This is a genomic window from Sphingopyxis granuli NBRC 100800, from assembly GCF_001591045.1.
Lineage (GTDB): Bacteria > Pseudomonadota > Alphaproteobacteria > Sphingomonadales > Sphingomonadaceae > Sphingopyxis > Sphingopyxis granuli.
On sequence record NZ_BCUA01000020.1, the window covers coordinates 13,495 to 39,766 of the forward strand.

Consider the following 26,272-nt stretch of genomic DNA (forward strand, 5'->3'; position numbering starts at 1 on the left):
ATCCATCAGAGCAAGGGACTGCACTGTGAAGAAAACCCAATATTCGAAGCTGAAGCTGGGCGCTGCGCCGCTGGTGCTCGGCGTCGCCCTCGTTTCGGCTCCTGCCTATGCGCAGGACGAAGGCGCGACCAGCAGCTCGGAAATCGTCGTGACCGGCACGTTGATCCGCAACCCGAACCTGGAATCGGCCTCGCCCGTTACCGCCATCGGCGCGGATGAGATCGACATGCAGCAGGCGAACGTCGCCGAAGAACTGCTGCGCGAACTGCCCGGCGTCACGCCGTCGATCGGCTCGGCGGTCAACAACGGCAACGGCGGTGCGTCGTTCGTCAACCTGCGCAACCTCGGCTCGAACCGCAACGTCGTCCTGATCGACGGCGTCCGCTTGGTGCCCGCCGAACTGAACGGCCGCTTCGACCTCAACAACATTCCGCTGGCGCTGATCGAGCGCGTCGACGTCCTGACCGGCGGTGCTTCGACCACCTATGGCGCCGACGCCGTCTCGGGTGTCGTCAACTTCATCACGAAGCGCAACTTCGCGGGTATTGAGGCCAATATCTCGAACCAGATCACCGAGCGCGGCGACGGCCACACGCTGCGCGCCGACGTAACGATCGGTGCGAACTTCGACGATGGCCGCGGCAACGCCGTGTTCAGCATCGGCTATCAGGAATCGGACCCCATCTATCAGGGCGGCCGCGAGCATGGCCTCTATGCTCTCAGCTCCAGCTCCGGCGGTGCGGGCGGTTCGGGAACCGCAGTTCCCTCGCGCTTCTCGCTTCCGGGTCAGGGTACGCGGCAAATCAACGCCGCCGGCACGGACTTCAATCCGGGCACCACCTTTACGGCGTTCAACTTCAACCCGTACAACGTCTACCAGACACCCTTCAAGCGGTTCAACATGTACGGTGCCGCCAACTATGAGATCAGCGATGCGCTGGAAGTCTATACGCGCGGCGTTTTCTCGAAGAATACCGTCAGCACGATCATCGCACCGTCTGGCGCTTTCGGCATCGGGGTCGATATTCCGCTGAACAACCCGTTCCTCAACGATGCTTTGCGCACCACCTTCTGTGATGCGAACGGCATTGATGTAGCGACCTGCACCGCCGCCGCCGATCCGTCTCTGACGCCCGGCGATGCAGCCTATCGGACGGTGACGAGTTCGTTGTTCCGTCGTGCGACCGAAGTCGGCCCGCGTATCAGCGAATACACGACCAACTTCTTCGATTATCGGCTGGGTTTCCGTGGTGGTGTGACCGATACGATCAGCTGGGATGTCTTCGGCAGCTATGGCGAATCCGAAAACCTGCAGCAGATCGGCGGCTATACGCTGAACTCGCGGGTGCGCGACAGCTTCCTCGCGAACAACACGACAAGCTGTTTTGACGGCGCGGCCGCAGGCTGCGTTCCGATCAACTGGTTCGGCGTGGAAGGCAACAGCAGCTGGACGCCCGAGGCGATCAGCTTCCTGAACGAAGTGTCGACGGTCCGCACCAAGACGTCGATGGCGCAGGCCCGCGCGATGCTCAGCGGTGACTTCGGCGTTGCCAGCCCGATGGCGTCAGACCCGATCTCTTTCGCGGTCGGCGGCGAATATCGCGAGTATAAGGCGTCGCAGGCGTCCGATACACTCGCAGCTGGCGGTGACCTCGGCGGTGCCGGTGGCGCCGCGCCGAACATCGATGGTGGCTTCAACGTCTATGAAGCGATCGGTGAACTCATCGTTCCGCTGGTTCAGGACAAGCCCTTCTTCGAGGATCTGACCATCGAAGGCGGCATCCGCTATTCGTCCTACAAGGTCGATGCGGTCGGCAGCCCGTCGTACAACACCACGACGTGGAAGGTCGGCGGCAGCTGGACTCCGATCAGCGACATCAAGTTCCGCGGCAACTATGCGCGGGCGGTTCGTGCGCCGAATATCGCCGAACTGTTCTCACCGGTGAATACGACACTGACCAACCTGCAGGACGATCCGTGCGCGACGCGCGACGATAACGGCAACGTCATTCGTGCTAACCCGACCGGCGAACTGCGCGCTGTCTGTATTGCGCAGCTCGCGCCGGGTACGCCGGCCAGCACGGTGGACTTCATCGCCCAGCCGATTTCGGGTCAGGCCAACGCTACGGGCGGCGGCAACCTGAACCTTGGGCCGGAAATCGGCAAGACCTGGACGGTGGGTGTCGTGCTGCAGCCCAGCTTCGTTCCGAAACTGTCGCTGTCGGTCGACTATTACCACATCAAGATCACGGGTGCGATCACGTCGCCGACTCCTGGTGACGCTATCTCGGCCTGTTTCGGTGCCGATCCCTCGTCGCCGGCGGCAGGCGCATCGTCAACGGCCGCTTGCACCTCGATCCGTCGCGATCCGCTGACGGGTGGTCTGAACGGTGATCCGAACACGACGCCGGGTCTGTTCCTGACGACGTCGAACCTCGGCACGCTGGAAACCAGCGGCATCGACGTCAACCTGAACTACTCGCGCGACGTGGGCTTTGCGAACCTCAGCTTTGCCGGCCAGTTGAACTGGACGGAGCAGTCGAAGTTCCAGTCGGCTCCGGGCGGCTACAACCGTGATTGCGTCGGCTACTTCTCGGCGAACTGCGGTCAGCCGATCCCCGAGTGGCAGTGGTCGCTTCGCACCTCGCTGGCTTTCGACGACTTCGACGTCTCGCTGCTGTGGCGCCACATCGGCGGTAGCAAGTATGAAGGTCTGGCCAGCGACTACGCGGACCGTGGTTTCGATGACAACTCGCGCGAAATCTTCGAGGGCGCGCTGGGCGCCGGCACGGGCACCCTGTCCGGCAAGCAGGTCAACTTTAATCGTATTAAGGCATATGATTATTTCGACCTGACGACGCGGTTCAACGTTCTCGAGAACCTGACCGTGACGGTGGGCGTGCAGAACCTGTTCGACAAGAAGCCGCCGCTGGTTGGCGGTGAAGCGGGTTCGACGACCTACAACAGCGGCAACACCTTCCCGTCGACCTACGATTCGATCGGGCGCCGTTACGTCGCCGCGGCTCGCGTCCGCTTCTAAGAGCGAATAGGCGAAAAAATCGGGAGCGGGCAGTGATGTCCGCTCCCTTTTTTTATGGGTGATCGCCGAAGAATGGCTCGAACGGTTTTGTTCGAAGGGGAGACACGGTTCTTCTGGGCGGTAACGCCATTCACGCCTCTCGCTATGTCAGGGAAATCGATCCGAAACGCCGTACGCGAGCGGGGCAACCAATCCATCTTCCCGATGCAAAGCCATATCGCCTTTGGTGAAGACCGTACCGCCTTCCGGAACCCCCACGAAAGCAAGGTTTCAGATAGCATGGTGCGCCTCGCGCGGACCCCGCTTTGGCCGGCGATTCTCGCGATAGTCGTCCCGCGCTAACGCGCACCGGCAGGAGGTAACAAGGCGTTCGGCAGGGCCAGCGGGATCGCGGCGGCGTCAGCCACTGCCAGCGTCCAATCATGCACCTTGTCGATCTCGTCGCCATAGGCTGTCGTCGCCGCGGCGCGCTCCTGCTTTCGCGCTTCGACCGAGAAATCGGCGCCCGATTTACTGTGCCGCGAGAAGACGGCGCGGCCGGCCAGGTCGCCGCCTGCCGCCGCTGCGGCCGGAAGCATCGAAAAGTCCGCGAGCGCCTTGAGCGTGGCCGCGGGGTCGGCCAGCAGGCTTTCCGAATCGAGGGTGCGGACGCGATCGGGAAAGCGTTCGGCCAGTGCGATGAACAGGCGCTGCTGGGCCAGCCATCCGACCGCCGCCACCTGAAGGTCGCTGAGCCGGAAATAGTCGCGGGCCTCGAAGCCCAGATCGACGAGATTTTCGCGCAGCAATCCTTCTAGAAGCTCGCGCGCCCACAGACGGCACCACAAACCCTTGTGCGCGACCGACAGCAGGAACTCGCGCAGGGGCGCATGCAGGAGCAGCGCATGGGCGTCGGGGCGCAGTGCCATCATCGGCGTCATCAACCCCGCAAGGATGTTGGAAGGCTTGACCACGACCGCCTCCGCTGGTGTCCAGCGCCGCGCGAGCAGCAGGAGCGCATCGTCGAGCAGATGTGCAAGCTCCGCCCCCCGGCGCTCGCCACGGCGATGAATGCCGGTGATGTCGTTGAGCAGGACGGGTTCGGAAAGACCCATCGAATGACCCGGAATATCCAGCGCCCGCACGAGCAGCGTCGAGGCGCAGAAGGCGGAATGAAACAGGAAATGGATTGCGCCGGCGTTACCGCGCGCGGCCTCGACGCTCGCGGCGCGCGGCGCGATAATCTCGGGCTGCCCGCCGACAAGTTCGTCGGTCAGAAATGGTCCCGCGGCGTGCATTGCGTGGGGCACGTGACGGAACAGCAGGCGGTCCGCCGCCATGTCGTAGCGGTGGGCAAGCCAAGTCGGATCGGCGGGATCGAAAGCGGGTGTGGAAACCATAGTCGCACCATAATCGGGACCGGCCGGGCGACAAGTGCCGTCTTTCCAATGCGCCGTTCGCAGCGTAGGGAAAGCCATGTCCAAGTCGACTCTTTCGTCCCACGAAGCCAATGCCCAGGGGCTCGCAGCGCTGAACGCCGGTGATTCCGCGACCGCGGTTCGGCTGTTCACGCACGCCGTCTCGATCGATCCGCAAGCCGGAAGCCTGTGGCGCAACCTCGCGCATGCGCACCGCCTGCTCGGTGACGACGACGGTGAGCGGCAGGCCCTGCAAGGCGCGCTCGAGACCGATCAGCGCGACGTTGCCGCGCTCGTCCGGCTGGCCGAACTGCACGAACGGCGCAGCGAAACGCGCGACGCGCTTCTGCGCTGGTCGGCGGTGCTCCAGCTCGGCGAGCAGATCGCCGATCCCGCGCCGGCCTTTGTGCAGATTCTCGATCATGCGCGCGCCTATTGCCAGGCGCAGCAGGCCGCGCTCGCCGGCTTCGTCGAGCGCGAATTCGGTTCGCGCCTCTCGGCGCTCGATGAAACGGCGCGCCGGCGTTCCACCGCTTTCCTCGACCATGCCCTCGGGCGTCGCCGCGTCTATCGGAACCAGTGCGCGGGCCTCCATTATCCGTTCCTGCCGGCCGACGAATATTTCGACGACCGCCATTTTCCGTGGTTCGACGATCTGGCCGCGCGCGCTCCGGCGATCCGCGCCGAACTCGAGGCGCTGCTCGCCGATCCCGGCGACGCGCTGCGGCCCTATGTCCGCATGGACAAAGGTGCATCGGGCAGCCAGTGGGACCAGCTGGATCACAATGCCGACTGGAGCGCCTGTTTCCTGTGGGAATATGGCCAGCCCAACCAGCCCGTCCTCGACCGCTGTCCGGAAACCGCCGCCGCGCTCGCCGCGACGCCCAGCGCGCATATTCCGGGCCGGGCGCCCAGCGCCTTTTTCTCGATGTTGCGCCCGCATACACGCATTCCGCCGCACACCGGCGTCACCAATACCCGGGCGATCATCCATCTGCCGCTGATCGTGCCGCCGCATTGCGGCTTCCGCGTCGGCGGGGAAACGCGCGAATGGGTCGAAGGCCGGCCCTTCGCTTTCGACGACACCATCGAACATGAAGCCTGGAACGAAAGCGACTCGCTGCGCGCCATCCTCATCTTCGACGTGTGGAACCCGCATTTGAGCCCCGAAGAGCAGGCCGTCATCGCCGATTATTGCCGGACGGCCGACGCGCTGACCGAGCCGGCGGCGCGATGAGCCTCTTGCGAGTGGCGCGATCCATTGGTAATTCGGGCTGATTGGCCGGAAGGGGCAGACATGTACGTGGCATCCATTATCCTGAGCGCCCTCTTGCAGGCGTCCAACCCGCAGCCCGTGGCGGACAAGAAAGAGGACCCCGATGCGGAAATGGTTTGCCGCCGGGTCGACGTGACCGGCTCGCTCGCCCGCAAGGAACGGGTGTGCAAGACGCGCGGTGAGTGGCGCCGTCTGGCGGATTCCGGCAATGCGGCCGCCCGCGACATCATAGACTTCAGTCGCAGCCGCCCGAGTGGGCAGTAGGCTCCAGCGCATCGAACGCCAGGTGCCTGGCCTGACAAAACGGCAAAATATACGGTAGAAGCGGATTTCAGAACCACCGGTCTGGATCGAATCCAGACCGGTGGTCCTGTCTTTGGCCTCCTTATACCGGCGTCAGCACCAACGCCCCGTCGCCCTCGTCGACCTTGACCGTCTGACCTTCCCTGACCTCGCCCTTGAGGATGAGGTCGGCGAGCGGGTCCTGCAGATATTTCTGCACCGCGCGCTTGAGCGGGCGGGCGCCGTAGACGGGGTCGTAGCCGACACGACCGAGCCAGCTGCGCGCCGCGTCGGTGAGGTCGAGCGTCACCTTGCGGTCGGCGAGCAGTTTCTGCACGCGCGCGACCTGGATGTCGACGATGCCGCCCATATGCTGCTGGCCCAGGCGGTGGAACAGCACGATCTCGTCGAGCCGGTTCAGGAACTCGGGCCGGAAATGGGCGCGCACCACCTCCATCACCGCAGGCTCGGCTTGCTCGACCGGCGCGTCGTCGGGGAGTGCGGCGATCGCCTGGCTGCCGAGGTTCGAGGTCAGGATGATCAGCGTGTTGGTGAAGTCGACCGTGCGGCCCTGCCCATCGGTCAGCCGCCCGTCGTCGAGCACCTGGAGCAGGATGTTGAACACGTCGCCATGCGCCTTCTCGACCTCGTCGAACAGCACGACCTGATAGGGGCGGCGACGCACCGCTTCGGTGAGCACCCCGCCTTCCTCGTAACCGACATAGCCCGGCGGCGCGCCGATCAGTCGCGCGACGCTGTGCTTTTCCATGAATTCGGACATGTCGATGCGGACCATCGCATTGTCGTCGTCGAACAGGAAGCGCGCGAGCGCCTTGGTCAGCTCGGTCTTGCCGACACCCGTCGGGCCGAGGAACAGGAAGCTGCCGAGCGGCCGGTTCGGGTCCTGCAGCCCGGCGCGCGCGCGGCGAACCGCGGTCGAGACCGCGCGCACCGCCTCGTCCTGCCCGATCACGCGCTGGCCGAGATGCGCCTCCATGCCGAGCAGCTTCTCGCGCTCGCCCTCCAGCATCCGGTCGACCGGAATGCCGGTCCAGCGGCTGACCACCGCGGCGATGTCGTCGGCGGTGACCTCCTCGCGCAGCATCGCATTGCCCGCGACGGCCTGCGCCTCCTCGAGCTGCTTTTCGAGCGCGGGGATGGTGCCGTAGCTGAGTTCGCCCGCCTTGCCGAGGTCGCCCGCACGCTGCGCCTGGTCGAGCGCGACGCGCGCGGCGTCGAGCTGTTCCTTGATCTTCGCCTCGGCGTGGATCTTCTCCTTTTCGGCCTGCCACTTCTGGGTGAGTTCGGCCGACTGCTGTTCGAGGTTGGCGAGTTCGGCCTGCAGATTCGCAAGCCGGTCGCGCGACGCGTCGTCGCTTTCCTTGCCGAGCGCGGCTTCCTCGATCTTCATCTGGATGATGCGGCGGTCGAGCGTCTCGATCTCTTCGGGCTTCGATTCGACCTCCATGCGGATGCGGCTCGCGGCCTCGTCCATCAGGTCGATCGCCTTGTCGGGCAGGAAGCGGTCGGTGATATAGCGGTTCGACAGCGTCGCCGCGGCGACGATCGCGCCGTCGGTGATCCGCACGCCGTGGTGCAGCTCGTATTTCTCCTTGAGCCCGCGCAGGATGCTGATCGAATCCTCGACCGTCGGCTCGCCGACGAACACCGGCTGGAACCGCCGCTGGAGCGCGGGGTCCTTCTCGACATATTTGCGATATTCGTCGAGCGTCGTCGCGCCGATGCAGTGGAGCTCGCCGCGTGCGAGCGCGGGCTTGAGCAGGTTCGAGGCGTCCATCGCGCCCTCGCCCTTGCCGGCGCCGACCAGCGTGTGCATCTCGTCGATGAACAGGATGATCTCACCCTCGGCCGACTTGACCTCGTCGAGCACGCCCTTGAGGCGCTCCTCGAACTCGCCGCGATATTTGGCGCCCGCGATCAGCGCGCCCATGTCGAGCGCGAGCAGGCGGCGGTCCTTGAGGCTGTCGGGGACGTCGCCGTTGGCGATGCGCAGCGCGAGCCCTTCGGCGATCGCGGTTTTGCCGACGCCGGGTTCGCCGATGAGGACGGGGTTGTTCTTGGTGCGGCGCGCGAGAATCTGCACGGTGCGGCGGATTTCCTCGTCGCGGCCGATGACCGGGTCGAGCTTGCCCTCGCGCGCGACTTCGGTAAGGTCGCGGGCATATTTCTTGAGCGCTTCGAAGCTGTCCTCGGCGCCCGCGGTGTCGGCGGTGCGGCCGCGGCGCAGCTCGTTGATGACGGTGTTCAGCGCGTCGGCCTTCACGCCGGCGTCGGCGAAGGCCTTGCCGACCGGGGTCGTCGCGGCGAGCACCATGGCGAGCAGCAGCCGCTCGACGGTGACGAAGCCGTCGCCGGCCTTGGTGGCGACCTGTTCGGCCTGATCGAGCAGGCGCACCGCGTCATTGTCTAGCCCCGGCGTGGCCTGCGCGCCCGATCCCGACACGGCGGGCACCTTGGCGAGCAGGGCGTCGATGCCCTGCACGGCGCGCGCGGCGTCGCCGCCGGCGCGCTGGATCAGGCCGGCGGCCATGCCGTCCTTGTCCTCGAGCAGCGCCTTGGCGATGTGCTCGGGGCCGATCCGCTGGTGGTTCATGCGGATCGCGATCGTCTGCGCCGACTGGAGGAAACCCTTGGCGCGGTCGGTGAATTTTTCGAGGTTCATGTAAAGGATCCCCTTTCTTGCCGACAGAGATAGTGTTGCCGTTATGCAACACAAGAGCGCGTTTCGAGATTCGCGTGGAGAGGGGGAGGTGCGGCGAAAATCGGCCGGGAGGAGCGCAGGGTTGGGGAAGATACGCGCAGAGGCGCAGAGATCGCAGAGAGTTTGAATCGGGTTCACGCGGAGCCGCGGAGACGCGGAGAACTCGCGCTTGCCGCGAAGCGGCTTCTTCTCGCCCACCTTGTCGTCAGGCGCCGAGATCGGGAAAATATGGGGCCTGTCGGCCCTAACCATATCTCCGCGCCTCCGCGGCTCCGCGTGAACATGATCTCTGCGATCTCTGCGCCTCTGCGCGAATCGTTTCCGAAGCCCCCAGGCGACACAGCCGCTTGCCTTCGCACCGTTCGCCCGCCACACCATCGCGGCCGAAGACAGGAAGGATGGCGGACATGCTGCGACGGGCTGTGCTGGGATTGCTCCTGCTGCTGGCGGCCGCCGCGCTGGGGCTGGCCTTGTGGGAGCCGCTGACGGCGCAGGCGCCCGCCGCGCCTGCCTTCCGGCCGACCGACGTCCAGATCGCGCGCGACAAATTCGGGGTGCCGCACATCTTCGGCAAGACCGATGCCGACGTCGCCTATGGCGTCGCCTATGCCCATGCCGAGGATGATTTCTCGACCCTGCAGGAGGTGCTTGCGATGACCCGCGGGCGCGCCGGGGCGATGCTGGGCGAGGACGGGGCGAAGATCGATTATGTCGCCGAACTGCTCGGCGTGCGCGCGACGACCGCGCGCGACTGGCCGCGCCTGCCTGCGGACGTGCGGGCGCTGTTCACCGCCTATGCCGCCGGGCTCAATCATTATGCCGACAAGCATCCGGACGAAGTCCGCCTGTCGGGGCTGTTCCCCGTCACCGGCGAAGATGTCGTCGCAGGCTTCGTGCTGCGGTCGCCCTTCTTCTTCGGGCTCGATTCGACGATTGGCTCGCTCGCCGAGGGCACGCCGCTGGCGCGCGAGGGCGGGCCGGCGCTCGACCCCAAGGGGCAGCCGGTCGCGCGCGACCTGACCCCGGTCGGGCGCGATCCCGACGACAATGGCTCGAACGCGATGGCGGTCGCGCCGTCGCGCTCGACCGACGGCGCGACGCGGCTCGTCTCCAACTCGCACCAGCCGTGGACGGGCGGCGTCGCCTGGTACGAACTGGTCGTCCATTCGGGCGAGGGCTGGGATTTCGCCGGGGCGAATTTTCCGGGGTCGCCCTATCCTTTCCTCGGTCACAACAAGTATCTCGGCTGGACCAACACGGTGAACCGGCCCGACCTGATCGACGTCTACCAGCTGGCACTCGATGACAGCGGCGAGAATTACCGCTTCGACGGGAAGTGGGTGCCGCTGGAAACGAAGCGGGTCTGGCTGCGCGTCAAATATGGTCCCTTCGTGCTGCCGGTGCCGCGCACCGTCCATCGCTCGGTGCACGGGCCGGTGATCGTCGGTGCCAAGGGCGCCTTCGCCATCCGCTACGCCGGGATCGACCAGGCGAACATGGTCACGCAATATTACCGGCTGAACAAGGCGCGCGATTTCGCCGAGTGGCGCGCGGCAATGGCAGGGCAGGGCGTGCCGGCGACCAATTTCGTCTATGCCGATGCCAGGGGCAATATCGGCTTCTTCTATAATGCGATGTTCCCCGACCGGCCCGCCGGCTATAATTGGCGCGGCGTCCTGCCGGGCGACACATCGGCGAATTTGTGGACGAAGGCGCTGCCCTTCGACCGGGTGCCGGCGCTGGTCAATCCGCGCTCGGGCTATGTGATGAACGCGAACAACACGCCGTGGGTCGCGGCGGGGCCGGGCGACGAGCTCGACGCTGCGGCCTTTTCGCCCTTGCTGGGGATCGAGGACGATATGACCAACCGCGCGTCGCGGCTGATCGAGCTGTTCGAGGCGTCGGGGCCGATCGACGAGGCGCGGCTGAAGGCGATCAAATACGACACCAGCTATGCGAAGACCGGCTATGCCAAGGCGTGGATCGACCGGCTGCTCGCGCTCGACGTCAGCGGCGACCCGGCGCTGGCCGAGGCGCAGCGGCTGCTGCGCAAGTGGGACTGGAACCTCGACGGCAAGGGGCATGGCGATGCGCTGGCGCTGATGCTGCTGCGCCCCGCGGGCGGGCGCCATTACCAGCGACGCCCGCCGCCCGACCCGCTGACCGTGCTCAAGCAGACGGTCGTGCATCTACAGGACCATTTCGCGACGCTCGATCCGAAGCTGGGCACGGTGCTGCGGCTGCGGCACGGCGAGGGACCGCACCGTGTCGACCTGCCGCTCGACGGCGGCAACGACACGATCCGCGCCTCGACGCTGTGGGATGTGGAGCCCGACGGGCGGCTGAAAGTGCGCCACGGCGACAGCTTCATCCTGTTCGTGACGTGGGACCGCGACGGGCGGGTGCATTCGGAATCGATCCAGCCCTTCGGGGCCGCGACGACGCGGCCGGACAGTCCGCACTATAACGACCAGGCGCCGCTGTTCGTGGCGCACAGGTTGAAGCCGGTGCTGTTCGACCCGGCGGCGCTGCGCGCCAGCGGGGCGCGTTTCTATCGGCCTTGAAAGCCCCGCACGGCCGTCCTACACCATTGATACACTGCCGTTCGGCACGGCCGGTCCGCAGGCCGGCCGGTTTCTCCCCGTTCGAGAGGATGTCCATGCCGCGTCTTTCCCGTCTCGCCGCCGCCCTTGCCCTGTCGACCGCGCTGGTCGCCGCCGGTCCCGCGCTCGCCAAAAGCAAGGCGGCGCAGCCCGCGCCGGTCGCCGAACTGGTGAAGGCGGTCGACATTCCGTGGCAGGCTTTCACGCTCGACAACGGCCTGCGCGTGATCGTGCACGAGGATCGCAAGGCGCCGGTGGTCGCGGTGTCGGTGTGGTATCGCGTCGGGTCGAAGCATGAGCCGAAGGGCAAGACGGGCTTCGCGCACCTGTTCGAGCATCTGATGTTCAACGGATCGGAGAATGCGCCCGGCGATTTCTTCGAGCCGCTGCAACAGGTCGGCGCGACCGATTTCAACGGCACCACCAGCATGGACCGCACCAATTATTTCGAGACGGTGCCGACCGGCGCGCTCGACCGCGCGCTGTTCCTCGAAAGCGACCGCATGGGGCATCTGCTCGGCGCGGTGACGCAGGACAAACTCGACAATCAGCGCGGCGTCGTCCAGAACGAGAAGCGGCAGGGCGACAACAATCCCTTCGGCCTGCTGCGCTACGAGATTTTCGAGAATCTCTTTCCCACCGGCCATCCCTATCATCACAGCACCATCGGCTCGATGGCCGACCTCGATTCGGCGTCGCTCGACGATGTGAAGCGCTGGTTCACCGACCATTACGGACCGAACAACGCGGTGCTCGTGCTCGCGGGCGACATCGATGTCGCGACCGCGAAGGCGAAGGTGACCGAATGGTTCGGCGACATTGCGCAGGGCCCCGCGGTGACCGCGCCACCGGTGTCGGTGCCGACGCTGCCCGCGCCGCTCGCCAGGGAGGTCCGTGACCTGATCCCGACGACGCGCCTCTATCGCATGTGGGCGATCCCCGGTCTCAACGATCCCGAGGCGGTGCCGCTGCAGATGGCGGCGACCGTGCTCGGCGGGCTTTCCTCTTCGCGGCTCGACAATGCGATGGTCCGCAAGGACCCGGTCGCGGTGGCGGTCGCCGCCTATGCGCAAACCTTTGAGGATGCGGGCATATTGATTGTCCAGGCGGACGTGAAGGAAGGCGTCGATCCGGCGCTGGTCGGCCAGAAACTCGACGCAGAGATCGCCAGATTCCTCGAAACCGGGCCGACCGCCGACGAACTGCAACGCGCGGCGGCGAGCTATCTGGGCGGCACGATCGCCGGGCTCGAATCGGTCGGCGGCTTCGGCGGCAAGGCGGTGACGCTGGCCGAGGGCGCGCTCTATTCGAACGATCCGGATCATTACCGGACCGAGCTCGACCGGCTTGCGAAGACGACCCCCGAGCAGGCGGCGGCGGTGGCGCGCAAATGGATGGCGCGACCGGCCTTCTCGCTCACCTACACGCCCGGCGAGCGCACCGAGGGCGGCGAGAACCGCGGCGGCGCGGTGACGGCGGGCAAAGCCGCGGCGGCCGTCGCGCCCGACCGCTACTGGAACGCGGCGCTCGGCGACGTCGGGCCCGATACGGGTGCGGCGGGGGCGACGGCGATCGCCGACCGGTCGCAGCTGCCGGCGGTGAGCGGGCTCACCGCGCTCGACTTCCCGGCAATCGAGCGCACGACGCTGCGCAACGGGATCGAGGTCGTCTTCGCGCGGCGGACCGCGGTGCCGACGGTGCAGGTCGCGGTCAGCTTCGACGCCGGCTATGCCGCCGACCCGCACGATGCGCTTGGCACCCAGTCGCTGATGCTCAGCCTGATGGACGAGGGGACGACCAGCCTCGATTCGATTGCCTTCGCCGAGGCGAAGGAGCGGCTCGGCGCGCAGATCGACGGGACCGCCAACGCCGACGAGACGATTTTCAGCCTGTTCGCGCTCAAGCCCAACCTCAGCGCCTCGCTTGGCCTGCTCGCCGACTATATCCGCCACCCGGCCTTCGACGCGCAGGAACTGGAGCGGGTGCGCGCGCAGCAGCTCAACCGCCTGAAGGCCGAGCTCAACAACCCGAACGCGATCGCCTCGCGCGTGCTGCGGCCGGCGCTTTATGGCGCCGACCATCCCTATGGTATCCCGCCCTCGGGCCTCGGGAATGCCAAGGCGGTCGCGGCGGCGACGCGCGACCAGCTCGTCGCCTTCCATTCGGCGTGGATCCGCCCCGACAACGCCCGCATCTTCGTCGTCGGCGATACCACGCTCGCCGAAGTGCGGCGGCAGCTCGACGCGACGCTCGGCCAGTGGAAGCCGCCCGCGGCGCCGAAGGGCGAGAAGCATTTCGACATCGCCATCCCCGCGCCGCAGCCGCGCATCCTGCTGGTCGACCGGCCCAAATCGCCGCAATCGGTCATCATGGCGGGCAAGGTGCTCGCCGCAAAGGGCTCCGACAGCCTCGAGGTGCTGCGCGCCGCGAACGACATTTTCGGCGGCGACTTCCTGTCGCGCTTCAACATGAACCTGCGCGAGACCAAGGGCTGGTCCTATGGCGTGCGTTCGGCGGTCTCGGCCGACAAGGACCGGCTGACCTGGGTCGTGGTCGCGCCGGTGCAGACCGACCGCACCGGCGATTCGATCCGCGAGTTCCGCAGCGACCTCCAGACCTTCCTCGGCGACAAGGGGGTGACGGCGGCGGAGCTGGAGCGGACGGTCAACGGCAGCGTCCGCGAATTGCCCGGCAGCTTCGAGACGTCGGGCGACGTGCTCGGCGGGCTGCGCTCGATCGTCAAGTTCGATCGCCCCGACAATTATTACGAGACGATCGCCGCGAAATACGAGGCGATGTCCATGCCCGCCGTCGACGCCGTGGCGCGCGAGGCGCTGAGCGTCGACGATCTCGTCTATGTCGTCGTCGGCGACGCCTCGATCGTGAAACCACAGCTTGACGGACTGGGTTTGAACGTCGAAACAGTGGCTCCAGCTAATTGACATTAGTTTCAGTAGGAGGGTTTCGATGTCTCAAGTCGACGGCAGCTATGATTGCGTGACCAAGTCGCCGATGGGCGACCAGAAGTCGGTCTTCACCGTGAAGAGCGAGGGCGACAGCTTCACCGGCCAGAACGCCGGCACGATGGGATCGCTCGACGTCGAGAACGGCAAGGTCGACGGCAACAAGCTGAACTGGACGATGAACATGAAGGTGCCGATGCCGATGACGCTCGAATGCGAAGCGACCATCGACGGCGACACGCTGACCGGCACGATCAAGGCCGGTCCCTTCGGTTCGATGGCGATGACTGGCACCCGCCAGGCCTGACCGTCCGGTCCGGACCATATTTCCGGCGAAGGGGCCGTCCCGGGCGACCGGGGCGGCCCTTTGCTTATGGGGCCGTCCAGTCTTTCGCCGGCCGGCACGTGGATAGGGGCTATCCAAAGCGGCGGCATGTGCATACATTGTTGCAATGCACAAAATGACAGAGCCTTCGCCGCGGTTGAGCCTCCCCGGCGATCGTGAAATGGTGATCATGATGGCGATGGTTATGGCGCTGAACGCGCTCGCCATCGATTCGATGCTGCCCGCGCTGCCCGCGATCGGCCGCGGGCTGGAGGTCGCGGTGGCGAACCACCGCCAATATGTGATCTCGGTCTATCTGCTCGGCATCGGGATCGGTTCGCTCGTCTATGGCCCGCTCGCCGACCGCTTCGGGCGCAAGGGGGTGCTGGTGCCGGCGCTGGTCGGCTATGTGATCCTGTCGATCGGCTGCGGGCTCGCGATGAGCTTTCCGATGCTGCTCGCGCTGCGTTTCGGGCATGGGCTGGTCAGCGCTGCGCTGGGCGTGATCGTCGTCGCGGTGATCCGCGATCTCTTTTCGGGCGATGCGATGGCGAAGCGCCTGTCGCTGATCTTCCTCGTCTTCATGGTCGTGCCGATCATCGCCCCGACGATGGGCGCGGGGGTCGAGGCGGTCGCCGGCTGGCGTGCGATCTTCATCGTCCTCGCGGTGATGGGGGTGGTGATGATCCTCTGGCTGCGCCGGCTGCCCGAAACGCTCGCTCACGCCGACGTGCGCCCGCTCGACTGGCGCACGATGGTTGCGGGCTGGGCGACGGTGACGCGGCACCGCCGCGCCGCGGGCTACATGATCGCCTCGGGCATGATGCAGGCCGCGCTCTATGGCTATCTCAATAGTAGCGAGCAGATCATCGCCGACGTCTTCGACGCGCGAAGCCTGTTTCCGTTGGTCTTCGCCTGCGTCGCCATCGGCATCGCGGCGGCGAATTTCTCGAACGCGGCGATCGTCGAGCGCTTCGGTGCACGGCGCGTGTCGCAAAGCGCCGTCTTCGCCTTCATGGCGACGTCGATCGCACAGATCCTCGTCGCGCTGAGCGGCGGCGAGACGCTGTGGATGTTCACGGTTCTGATGATGATCAACGTCGGTCTGATCGGGTTCATCGGCAGCAATTTCGGTTCGATCGCGATGGAGGATTTCGGCCATATGGCGGGCGTCGCCTCCTCCTATCAGAGCTTTGCGAAGACGCTGCTCGCCGCGGGGGCGGGGGCGCTGATCGGGCAATTGTACGACGGGACGACGCTGCCGCTCGCCTATGCCTTCTGCGCCTGCGCCGTCATCGGCCTGGCGCTGGTCCTGTGGGCCGAGCGCGGCAAGCTGTTCACCCGGCCGGGAACCGCGGCCAAAACCCCCTTCTGACGCGCCGGACGGTGGCGGCCCGCGCAGCAGAGAGGCCGCGCAAGAGAAAGGGGGCGCGAGGCCCCCTTTCGTCTTTCGAGTTCCGATCGCCGGCTCAGGGGATCGGGGGCACCGGCTGCGGCGGTGCGTCGGGATCGTCTTCGTGCACGTCGATGATCCCGCGGCCGACATAGCTGCGCGAGCGGCTGTACAGGAAATAGACGACGAGACCGACCGCCGCCCAGATCAGGAACAGCGTGATGCTCTTGTGATCGAGGTTGAAGAACAGATAGATGCAGCCGAGGACCGCGATCGGCGCCGTGACGAAGATCATCGGCGTCTTGAACGGCCGGTGCCGGGTCGGATCGGTGCGGCGGATCGTCATCACCGCGATCGACACGGCGGCGAAAGCGAACAGCGTGCCCGAGTTGGAGATGTTGGCGAGTTGTCCGACCGGGAAGAAGGCGGCGAACAGCGCCACGGCAATGCCCGTGATGATCGTGATGACATGCGGGGTGTGGAACTTCGGGTGAATCCGCGAGAAGGCCTGCGGCAGCAGCCCGTCGCGGCTCATCACGAAGAAGATGCGCGTCTGGCCGAACATCATCATCAGGATGACCGACGGCAGGGCAAGCCCGGCGGCGAGGCCGATCAGGTTGCCGACCTGCGGCCAGCCGATTTCACGCATCGTCCAGGCCAGCGCCTCCTTCGAACAGACGACCGCCTGGTCGCCGATCGCGCCGCATGCCGACGCCAGCGCGCGGCTTCCGGGTTCGAGCGCGTGACCGGTGGCGGCGTCGATGCCGACCGGCTGTGCGCCGACGGTGCCGATGACGCCCGCGGCGACAAGCAGGTAGAAGACGGTGCAGATGGCGAGGCTGCCGATCAGGCCGATCGGCATGTTGCGTTGCGGGTTCTTCGTCTCTTCCGCCGCGGTCGACACGGCGTCGAACCCGACATAGGCGAAGAAGATGGAGGCGGCGGCGGCGCCGATCCCCCCGATGCCGAGCGGTGCGAAGGGTTCGAAATTCTCCATGTTCATCACCGGCACCGCGAGCGCGATGAACAGCGTCAGCGCCGCCACCTTGATGACGACGAGGATCGCGTTGACGGTCGCGGATTCGCGCGTGCCGATCACCAGCAGCCAGGTGACCAGCCCCGCGATGGCCATCGCCGGCAGGTTGATCATCCCGCCGTCGAACGGCCCGAGCACCCATGTGGAGGGTATGTCGATCCCCAGCGCATTCTCCGCCAGCCCGACGACATAGCCTGACCAGCCGACCGAGACCGCGCCCGCGGCCACCGCATATTCGAGGATCAGTGCCCAGCCGACCATCCAGGCGATCAGCTCGCCCATCACCGCGTAGCTATAGGTATAGGCCGATCCCGAAACCGGCACCATCGCCGCCATTTCGGCATAGCAGAGCGCGGCAAAGGCGCAGACGAAGCCGGCGATGACGAAGCTGATCATCATGCCGGGCCCGGCTTTTTGCGCCGCCTCGGCGGTCAGCACGAAAATGCCGGTGCCGATCACCGCGCCGATCCCCAGCATGGTGAGCTGGAAGGCGCCGAGCGAACGGTGCAACGATTTCTTTTCCGCCGTCGCCAATATGGCGTCCAGCGGTTTGACACGACCAAATACCATGCGAGTGTCCCCTTGTCGGGCGGCAAGGGCCGCCGCCCGTCTCCTGGCGGCGCAGACTAACCGCTCCGCCGGTCAGCGCAACATAATTTCATGGGGAATGGCTTAACTTCGCTTCCATCGCTCCGCCGTGAATTTGGCGGCTCCGGGCGCGGTTCGGTGGCCGGCCTGTCCTATCGCACCGTGAAGCGCACGCGGTCGATCGTCCGCCCGCCGGGATCGGTGAGGGTCAATATATGACTGCCGGGGCGCGGCACGATCTGCTGTCCCGCGTCGGCGTCGCCGAGCACTTGCTTGTCGAGAATCAGGCGGAAACCCGTGACCTCGCCGCTGACCACGACCGCGAGTTGCTGGCGGCCCGCCGGGATGTCGGGGTCGAGCGCATAGACGCTGCCGCTGACCGGGCTGGTGATGCGCTGGCGGCGCGCGGCGGCGGGGGCGGCCGCCATCTCGGCCTGCGCGGTGCCGCGCAGGAAATATTCGCGGCGCGGCGGCTCGCGCGTGCCGGGCAGGTTGACGCGGCGCGCCTCGACGCCTTCGGGTATCCCCGGCGGCCTGCCGGGGCGGCCGGCGTGGAGCGCGAGCATCACGTCACGCCACACCGGCGCCGCGCCCGAGGTGCCCGACACCGCGCGCATCGAATCCCCCTCCAGATTGCCGACCCAGACCGCGACCGTGTAGCGATCCGAAAAGCCGACGCACCAGTTATCGCGCATCCCCTTCGATGTCCCCGTCTTCGCCGCGGCCCAGAAGGGCAGGCGCAGCGCGCTGTCGGCACCGAAGGCGTCGGCGCGCGCCGTGGCGTCGGCCATGATGTCGGCGACGATGAAGGCGGCGCCGGGATCGACGATCCGGCGTTCCTCCCCCTTTGCCGCGCCCTTCACGAAACGGATCGGCGACCAGCGGCCCCGGTTGGCGAGGGTGCGGAAGGCGTTCGCCTGTTCGACGAGGCTGACCTCGGCCGACCCGAGCGCGAGGCTGAAGCCGTAATAGTCGCCGTCCTCGACCAGTCCATGATAGCCGAGCGCCCACAGCCGGTCGCGGAACTGCTGGACGTCGTCGATGACGAGCGCGCGCACCGCGGGGACGTTGAGTGACGCGGCGAGTGCGTGGCGCACGCTGACCGGCCCCTTGAAGCTGCGGTCGTAATTCTTGGGGACATAGAGGCCCGAGGCGGTGTCGAGCTGCACCGGGCTGTCGTCGAGAATCGAGGCGGCGGTGAGCCAGCCCTTTTCGATCACTTGCGCATAGAGGTGCGGCTTGAGCGTCGAGCCTGCCTGCCGCTGGGCGTTGGCGCCGTCGACCGCGGCGGCGGTCGATTTCAGCCCGACCCCGCCGACATAGGCGAGCACGTCGCCGGTGGCGTTGTCGAGGACGACCACCGCGCCGTCGCGCACCCGATCGGCACCGAGCCCGGCGAGCTGGCGGCGCATCGCGACGATCGCTGCGCCCTGGATGCGGCGGTCGATCGTCGTCGTCACGCGCTTGCCCGGCGCGTCGAGCAGGCGCACGGCGAGGTGCGGCGCGAGGGCGGGGTCGAAGCGCGCGGCGCGCTCGCCCGACACCAGAGTCGCGGCGGCGGCGCGCAGCGGGGCGCAGTCGTCGTCACGCGCGAGGCGACAGGCGCGCCGCCCGAGCACCCCGGCATCGGCCGCCGGATTGGGGAGCAGCGCTGCGAACAGCACGGCGTCGGTGCGCGTCATCTGTGCCGGGGGCTTGCCGAACAGGCTGCGCGCGCCGGCGCCGACCCCCTGCACCTCGCCGCGCAGCGGCACGAGGTTGAAATAGGCCTCGAGCATCTGTTCGCGGGTCCAATGCGATGCGAGCGCCTGCCCGGCGCGCATCTGGCGAAGCTTCGCGCGCCAGCCGCGCTGCCCCGGCTGTGCGAGTTCGGGCGCGAGGAAGGCGGCGAGCTGCATCGGCAGCGTCGAGGCACCGCGCGATCGGCCGCCGCCCCAGCGCGCGCGGGCCGCGCTCGCCATCGCGAGCCAGTCGACGCCGCCGTGCGACCAGAAGCGTTTGTCCTCTGCCGCGACCACCGTATCGCGCAGCGCGGAATTGATCGCCGCCAGCGGCACCCACGCCGTCCGCCGCCGTTCGAAATCGACGCGCTTGCTGTCGAGAAGGCGGCCGTCGCGGTCGTAGAGCCACGCCTCGCTGGGCTTCCAGCCGGCGCGCACCGTTTCGTAATCGGGCATCGCGGGCGGGCGGGTGAGAAGGTGCGCGATCGTGACGAGAACGAGCATGGCAAGTGCGGTCCACAGCAAGGCGTTGCGCCAGCGGCGTTTGCGGGGGACGTGTTCAGTCATCGTCGGACTGCGAACTTGCGATGCGCGCCATCATCACGGCGATGGAAAGATGCGCTTCAGCTCCATCACTCCGCCGCCACCGTCAGCGGTGCGTTCGGCCACTGGCCGCGGATCGCGGGCGAATACATCGCCTCGACCCGCGTCGCGGGCAGGGTGAAGCGGCCCGATCCGTTGAGCCGCACGACATATTCGACCGCGTGCTTGCCCGCGGGCATCCAGCCGAAATAGCCGCGCCAGCTGTCGCGCCCGCGCTCGACATAGCTTGGCTGCCAGCCCGACCCGCTGGCCTGATCGGCAAGCATTTCGGACTGGCCGCCGAGATTGCCGACGATCGTCGCGCCGGGCGGGATCGGATCGTTGACGATCACCCATGTCCGGCCCGCGGCCGCGGTGATCTCGATCCGCACCTTGACGACGTCGCCGCGCGTCAGCCGGTCCTTGTTCGCCGCCTTGACGATGTGCATCGACCGCTTGATGCGATAGCCGGCGTTGAGCGGTTCCTTGAGCGGCACTGCCGCCCGGACGCGGACGGTCGCCCATGGCGCTCCGCTGCCCTGGTGGGCGAGCGTCATCGGCGCGGCGGCGAGCGGAAGGCGCAGCGGCGCGGCGTCGGCGGGCAGCGGCCAGCCTTGCGACGCGCTGGCGCCCGCGAGGCCGACGGTGGTGGTGCCGGTGATCGCGCTCGCCGGATAGAGATCGGCGAAGCGGCGCACCGTCACTGCGCCCCAGGCGTTGGCGGGAGTGGTGTCCCAATGGCCCTTGCGCTGGCGCTGCGCGACGCCGACCATCAGCCGGCCCGCGTCGTCTTCCCAGCCCTTGCGGCCGAGCACGGCTTCGAGCGTCTTGATCGCCATCTCGTCGCCGCTCGTCATCATCCACCATGGCGCCTTCGCGTCGTCGACGAGGTCGAGACGCATGCCTTCGTAGACGAGCCGCTTGCGCAGTTCGGCCTCGGCGGCGGTGCGCAGCGCGGCCGCGCCCCGGACGCCCGGCGTCCGCTCGATCGCGACGAGCCAGTCGGCGAGCGTGCCGGTCGCCATGTCGGCGGGCGCCATGTCGATCGCGGCCACCAGCGCGGGGCTGGCCGCATTATTGCGCGCGAGCGCCGCCAGCGCGGCAACGCGCACCGGCCGGATGTCGTAGGGACCATATCCCTTCCGGGTCAGCCGTCCCTCGACGACCGCCTGCAGCGCCTTGACCATCTTTGTCTTCGATGCCTCGGGGATCGCGAAGCCGTTCGCTGCGGTAATCGCGAGGACATAGGCGGTCAGCTCGGGCGAGCCTTCCAGCCGGCTGCTCGGCCAATAGCGCAGCAGGCCGTCGTCATCGAGATAGGTCGGCATCGCGCCCGCGAGCGCTTGCCAGCGGCCGAGGTCGCCGAGCGCGACCGCGCGCGAAGTCGATTGCTCGAAACAGTCGTAGGGGTAGATCGCCATATAGTCGCGCACCCCGGCAAGCGGCGGCGCGAGCGTGCCCGCCAGCGCGATGTCGACGGTGCCGCCGGGCAGAGCCCCCGCCGGAATGGCGATCGGCAATGACGTGTCCGACCCGACGCGCAACAGGCTGGCGGCCCATGTCTCGACCGGCACGGCGGGTTCGACCTGCTGCGCGAAAACCAGCCGGTCGCGTTGCCGGCCGTTCTTCGACACCGCCTCGATCGTCCATTCAAGCGGTCCCGATTCGGCGGGGGCGGTCATCGACCAGCTGATCGGCACCGCGCCGCCCGCCGGGATGGTGACGGTCAGCGACTGGCCGGTCGCCACCGCGGGCGACAGCGTCGGGGTCGCAACGACCTCCATCGGTCGGTCGGTGCCGTTGCGCAGCGTGAAGCGCGCGTCATAGGTGTCGCCGGTGCGCACCAGCTCGGGAAGCCCGGCAAAGACCGCGAGGTCCTGCACGGTGCGCACGCTCGTTTCGCCGGTGCCGAAATATTGCGCGCCGTCGGTGGCGATCGCGACGAGGCGGAAGCCCGACAGATTGTCGGACATGGGCACCTCGACCGTCGCACGGCCCTTTGCGTCGAGCGGGACATGCCCCTTCCACAGCAGGACGGGACGGAAATCCTCGCGCGTCAGGCCGCTGAGGTCGCCGCCGCCGCCTCCGCCGGGGGCGAGTGTTTTGCGGCCATAGTGGCGTTTGCCGACCACCTGCATCTGCGCGGTCGAGGTCAGCACGTCGAGCGTGCGGTCGCCCATCATCGCGTCGAGCAGCGCCCAGCTGTCGTTCGGCGCGAGCTGGAGCAGCGCCTCGTCGACCGCGGCGAAGGCGACGTCGGCGCCCGCGGCGGGCTTGCCGTTCGGGGTCCTGACCTCGATCGCCACCTTCGCGGTTTCGCGCACCGCATATTTGTCCTTGTCGGCCTTCACCTTGACGCCGAGCCGGTGGCCTTCCCAGCCGACCTTGATCCGCGCGATGCCCATGCGATAGGCGGGCTTGGCGAGATCGACGAGCGCGGTCGGCGGCGCGCCCTCGCTGTTTTCGATGCGGAAGCCGACCGCGCGCTTCATCTTGCGGAACCAGCTTTCGCCGCCGGTCACGCGCCCGCGCACCGCCATCACCGAGACATAGACGTCGGGGGCATAGGTCGCGGGCAGCTTGACCTTCACCACCGGGTCGGTGCCCTTCAGCGGCGTGACGAAGCTCGACAGCACGCCCTCGCGCTCGACGGTGACCAGCGCCGTCGCCTCGCGGAAGGGCATGCGGACCTGGAAGGTCGCGGTGTCGCCCGCGGCGTAGCGCGGCTGTTCGGCGATCACGTCCATGCGGTCGCCATTATCGCCGCCGAACCACCAGTCGTCGTCGCCCGCGAGCCAGACCGAGCGAACCGCGCGCGCTTCGTTGCCGTCGGCGTCGGTCGTCGTCGCGACCACCGTGACCTCGCCCGAGACGCCGGGCGCCATCGCGCAGCTCGCGCGGCCGAGACTGTCGGTCGTCGCGCTGCACGCGGCATCGAGCTTCGTCGTGCGCATCTGGTTGTCATAGGCGTAGAAACCGCCGATCAGCCGCCGCCGCGCGGTGATGATCTCGCGATTGTAGAGGGTCACCGCGACGCGCTGGCCGCCGATCGGCTTGCCGTCCAGATCGAGCGCGATGAATTTCAGGCGCAGGTCGTTGTCGCGCATCAGCCAGCCGTCGGTCTTGACCCCCAGCCGCACCGCCGACGGATAGAGGGTGATGCGCCGGCTGCTGGTCAGCGTCTCGCCGTTCGCATCCTGATAATCCATCTCGACCGCCATCTGGGTCGGCCGGACGATCGGCTGGTCGACGACCACGCTCGTCGACGCGGTACCGTCGGCGCCGAGGGTGATCGGCACCGACCGCGCGAGCGGCATGTCGGCTTCGGGTTCCTCGCCGCTGTCGTCGAGTTGGACCACCCCTTCGCGGACCGGCTGGCCGTCGAAGTCCCAGTCGCGATAATCCTCGGGCGGCGACCAGCGCGGGGTGAAGGCGGTGCGCACCTCGACGGGCAGGTTCCCGGCGGGACCGCCCGACAGATAGCCGACGAACAGCGCCAGCGGCACCGCGGTCGGGCGGACGAGCGCCGATTTGGGCCCGGTGACCGTCGCCTTCATCGTCGGCAGGCGATATTCGTCGACGCGGATCGACGCGTCGCTCCAGATCGTCTTGTCCTCGCCATCCTTGTCCTTGGTGACGAAGACGAGGTCGTAGTCGCCCATCGGCGCCGAGGCGGGAACGTTCCATATCGTGTCGCCGCTGCCGCTCGCGTCGATGGCGAAGGGCATTTCGAACTCGGTGTCGGAGCCGCGATGGACGAGGCGGAGCCGGCCCGCCATCGGCTGCGGAACCGCGAAGCCCGTGCCCACGGGGCGGCGCAGGATATGCTTCATGTTGACCGTCTCGCCCGCCTTGACGAGCGCGCGGTCGAACAGGGTGTGGAGGATGTCGCCGCGTTCGGACCAGCCATAGGGCAGGTCGAAGTCATAGGGGCGGATGCCGCTGCCCCAGTCGGTGAGGGTGAAGCTGAAATCGTCGCCCGCGCGCGCGGTGACCATCAGCGCATGGCCTTCGCTGTTCGACGGGTCGGCGTCCGTGTCGCAGCTCGACCAGGTTTCGGGCTGCGGCAGGCCTTTCGGGAAGGCGAGGCGGCCCGCCTTGTCGGCGGTGCCGCGTGCGAGCAGGCGGCCGGTGCAGCTGTCGCTGACGCGAATTTCCGCACCCGCGACGGGCAGGCCGGTGTCGAGCGCCGTCACCCAGGCGAGCGAGCTTTCGCGGCCCCATTTGAAATGCACCGCCATGTTGGTGACGAGCGCGGCGGTCGCGACATAGCGCGTCGCCTTGCGCCCGAGCAGCGCGGCGCCGAGTTCGGGGCTCGCGATCTCGACGACGTGAAAGCCCTTTTCGGTCAGGGGGATGCCGACGACCTCGAAGTCCTTGCCGCCGCCGGGGGGCGACAGCGTCAGGTCGCGGCGCTCGCCGCCCGCCGGCGCGCCGTCGAACACCGATGTCGTGCCGGTGTAATTGACGGTAACCTCTTCGCCGCGCGCGTTCTTTTCCTCGCGATAGTCGGTGTCGTCGGCGTCGTCGACGCGCTTCAGCCAGCGCGCGACCGCCGCATCGTCGTCGCCGACCTTCAGCGCGGTCGCCGGTATCCTGAGGTTCGCCTGGACGAGCGACGATTCGACCCCGCGCACCGTGACGGGCAGCACGCCGCCCTCCTTCGCCTCCAATATGCCGAAGCTCGCGGCGAACTTGACCAGCGGCGGGGCGCGGTCGATGTGGAATTTCAGCGGGAAGTTCGACGCGTTGGCGAGCTTGCGGCCGCTCTGGTCGACGACGTCGGCGGGCAGGGTCAGCGTCGCGTCGACATTCTGCGGCAGCGGCCCGGCGAAGCGGACCTGGGTCAGCCACCGATCATTGGCATCGTCGGCGTCGGCTTTCGCGGTCAGGCGCTTGCCATCGGCGGTGGCGAGCGTCGCGGCGAGTGCGGTCTCGCGCGCCACCGGCGAGGCGAACTTGACCACGACGTCCTTGATCGGGTTGCAGCCCGCCTGCGGATTGACGCGGCTGCACGCCATCTTGGCGGTGAAGGCCGGGCGCACATTATAGTCGAAGCGCTGGTCGCGACCGGCGGTACGGCCGGGGACGCCGGCCTGCTGGATGCGGGCATCCCAGACGAGCGCCATCTCGCGGCCCGGCGGCAGCGGCCGGCGGCACTTGACCGGCACGATGCGATCGAGCGCGGCGTCACGATCGGCGCCGGCCGCGGGCAGGCGCAGCGGCAGGCCGGCGTCATAGGCGAAGGACTGGCGCGACCAGTCGCCGTCGCCGAGCCCGGTCAGAATCCGCTCTGCGGTATCGCGCGGCAGCACGTCGACCGGAATCTTCTCTCCGATCCCGTCGACCGCGCAATAGGCGAAGCGGCCGACCGAAGCGCGGTCGGCGGCGACGTTGGTGGCGACGAGGAAGAGCTGATCCTCCTCGATCCCGTCATAGGTCCCCCCGGCGAGCACGGCGCGCGCCGACGGACCGCCGGTGTCGATCGCGAAGCGGCCGTTGCCGACGACCGAAACGCCGCGCGCGGTGGCGAGGTCGGAGCGCAGTTCGACGTGGCAACGCTTGCCGCCGGGCAGCGGCGCGTCGAATTCGAGCACCCACGTCCGCGTATCGACCCAGCGTCCGGTGCCGGGTACCTTGCAGTCATGGGTGGCGGGCGCCTTCGCGCGCGGATCGCCGAGCGGCACCATGTCTTCGGAGAAACGCAGTGTGAAGCGGCTGATCGCGCCGTCACCGCCGCTGGCGCTGCCCGGCGTCGCGAGCGTGACCTGCGGCACCGTGTCGCCGCCCGCCGCCGCGAGCGCGAGACCGAGCGGAACCAGCAGGGCCAGCCGCATCTTTCCGGCCAAGCGTGCGCCCAGCCCCTGCCATCGCTGCATCATCGCCTCAACTCTCCTGCGCCGGCTGGCGTATCTATCCTGCTGGAAACAGGGGCAGGAGTCCACCCGCTGCCGCGCAGCGCACAGGATCCGCCACGCACGGCGTCATCGCTGTGATCGCGATCATTGCGAGGCGGTGGGGGTGCTGTCCTGGAGCGTGATGACATCGAATGGAGATGACATCGAATGGAATCGTCATTGCGAGCGGCGAAGCCGCGCGGCAATCCAGAGCAGGCATAAACCGCTCTGGATTGCTTCGCTCCGCTCGCAATGACGAAGGGGGTCAATCCAAAATCATCAGAGTTTAGAGCATTGAGCCTTAAATCTGCCGGATAAGGGTCGTTGCAGGTTTATGGCACGCCGCGCTATGGCCTGTGGAGATTCAGTTTTTCCGCAAAACAAAACCAGGTTCTCCCGCGAAGGCGGGAGCCCAGAGTGGAGGAAATCAGGGTTTGCGTCCCACCG

At 67.5% G+C, this 26,272-nt stretch carries 12 protein-coding genes; 7 read left to right on the plus strand and 5 right to left on the minus strand.

Annotated features, from left to right (window positions below):
* The first annotated feature begins 25 nt into the window (after positions 1 to 25).
* Positions 26 to 3,040, plus strand: a complete 3,015-nt coding sequence (locus tag SGR02S_RS07075; protein WP_067107273.1) for a TonB-dependent receptor — start codon at positions 26 to 28, stop codon at positions 3,038 to 3,040.
* Positions 3,041 to 3,378: 338 nt separating this feature from the next.
* Here SGR02S_RS07075 and SGR02S_RS07085 read toward each other — a convergent pair whose 3' ends face one another.
* Entirely contained in the window at positions 3,379 to 4,419 is a 1,041-nt protein-coding gene (locus SGR02S_RS07085) for a hypothetical protein (protein WP_067107277.1), read from the minus strand.
* Between the two features lie 76 nt (positions 4,420 to 4,495).
* Between SGR02S_RS07085 and SGR02S_RS07090 the strand changes: the two genes are divergently transcribed.
* Together SGR02S_RS07090 and SGR02S_RS07095 are read left to right on the plus strand one after the other, a co-directional pair.
* On the plus strand, positions 4,496 to 5,674 hold the full coding sequence (locus SGR02S_RS07090; RefSeq protein ID WP_067107279.1) for an aspartyl/asparaginyl beta-hydroxylase domain-containing protein: 1,179 nt from the start codon (positions 4,496 to 4,498) through the stop codon (positions 5,672 to 5,674).
* A 60-nt stretch (positions 5,675 to 5,734) separates the two neighbouring features.
* Positions 5,735 to 5,977, plus strand: a complete 243-nt coding sequence (locus SGR02S_RS07095) for a hypothetical protein (RefSeq protein ID WP_067107281.1) — start codon at positions 5,735 to 5,737, stop codon at positions 5,975 to 5,977.
* A 121-nt stretch (positions 5,978 to 6,098) separates the two neighbouring features.
* Here SGR02S_RS07095 and clpB read toward each other — a convergent pair whose 3' ends face one another.
* The gene (clpB, locus tag SGR02S_RS07100) at positions 6,099 to 8,678 is read right to left on the minus strand and encodes an ATP-dependent chaperone ClpB (RefSeq protein ID WP_067107283.1); all 2,580 of its coding nucleotides are present in this window, start codon (positions 8,676 to 8,678) and stop codon (positions 6,099 to 6,101) included.
* A gap of 446 nt (positions 8,679 to 9,124) precedes the next feature.
* On the opposite strand from clpB, the gene SGR02S_RS07105 reads away from it, so the two are divergent.
* The 4 genes from SGR02S_RS07105 to SGR02S_RS07120 all read left to right on the plus strand — a co-directional run bounded on the left by SGR02S_RS07105 (position 9,125) and on the right by SGR02S_RS07120 (position 15,983).
* The gene (locus SGR02S_RS07105) at positions 9,125 to 11,281 is read left to right on the plus strand and encodes an acylase (protein ID WP_174521639.1); all 2,157 of its coding nucleotides are present in this window, start codon (positions 9,125 to 9,127) and stop codon (positions 11,279 to 11,281) included.
* 95 nt (positions 11,282 to 11,376) lie between these two features.
* The gene (locus SGR02S_RS07110; RefSeq protein WP_067107284.1) at positions 11,377 to 14,262 is read left to right on the plus strand and encodes a M16 family metallopeptidase; all 2,886 of its coding nucleotides are present in this window, start codon (positions 11,377 to 11,379) and stop codon (positions 14,260 to 14,262) included.
* Between the two features lie 25 nt (positions 14,263 to 14,287).
* Entirely contained in the window at positions 14,288 to 14,590 is a 303-nt protein-coding gene (locus SGR02S_RS07115; protein ID WP_067107285.1) for a hypothetical protein, read from the plus strand.
* A 208-nt stretch (positions 14,591 to 14,798) separates the two neighbouring features.
* Positions 14,799 to 15,983, plus strand: coding sequence for a multidrug effflux MFS transporter (locus SGR02S_RS07120; protein ID WP_234002514.1), 1,185 nt, complete (start codon positions 14,799 to 14,801; stop codon positions 15,981 to 15,983).
* 94 nt (positions 15,984 to 16,077) lie between these two features.
* Here SGR02S_RS07120 and SGR02S_RS07125 read toward each other — a convergent pair whose 3' ends face one another.
* The 3 genes from SGR02S_RS07125 to SGR02S_RS07135 all read right to left on the minus strand — a co-directional run bounded on the left by SGR02S_RS07125 (position 16,078) and on the right by SGR02S_RS07135 (position 25,810).
* Positions 16,078 to 17,607, minus strand: coding sequence for an amino acid permease (locus tag SGR02S_RS07125; protein ID WP_067107288.1), 1,530 nt, complete (start codon positions 17,605 to 17,607; stop codon positions 16,078 to 16,080).
* Between the two features lie 170 nt (positions 17,608 to 17,777).
* Positions 17,778 to 19,913 carry a penicillin-binding protein 1C gene (gene pbpC, locus SGR02S_RS07130; RefSeq protein ID WP_067107290.1) on the minus strand — a complete coding sequence of 712 codons (2,136 nt, stop codon included), beginning with the start codon at positions 19,911 to 19,913 and terminating at the stop codon, positions 17,778 to 17,780.
* A gap of 65 nt (positions 19,914 to 19,978) precedes the next feature.
* The gene (locus SGR02S_RS07135) at positions 19,979 to 25,810 is read right to left on the minus strand and encodes an alpha-2-macroglobulin family protein (protein ID WP_082797003.1); all 5,832 of its coding nucleotides are present in this window, start codon (positions 25,808 to 25,810) and stop codon (positions 19,979 to 19,981) included.
* Positions 25,811 to 26,272: the final 462 nt, after the last annotated feature.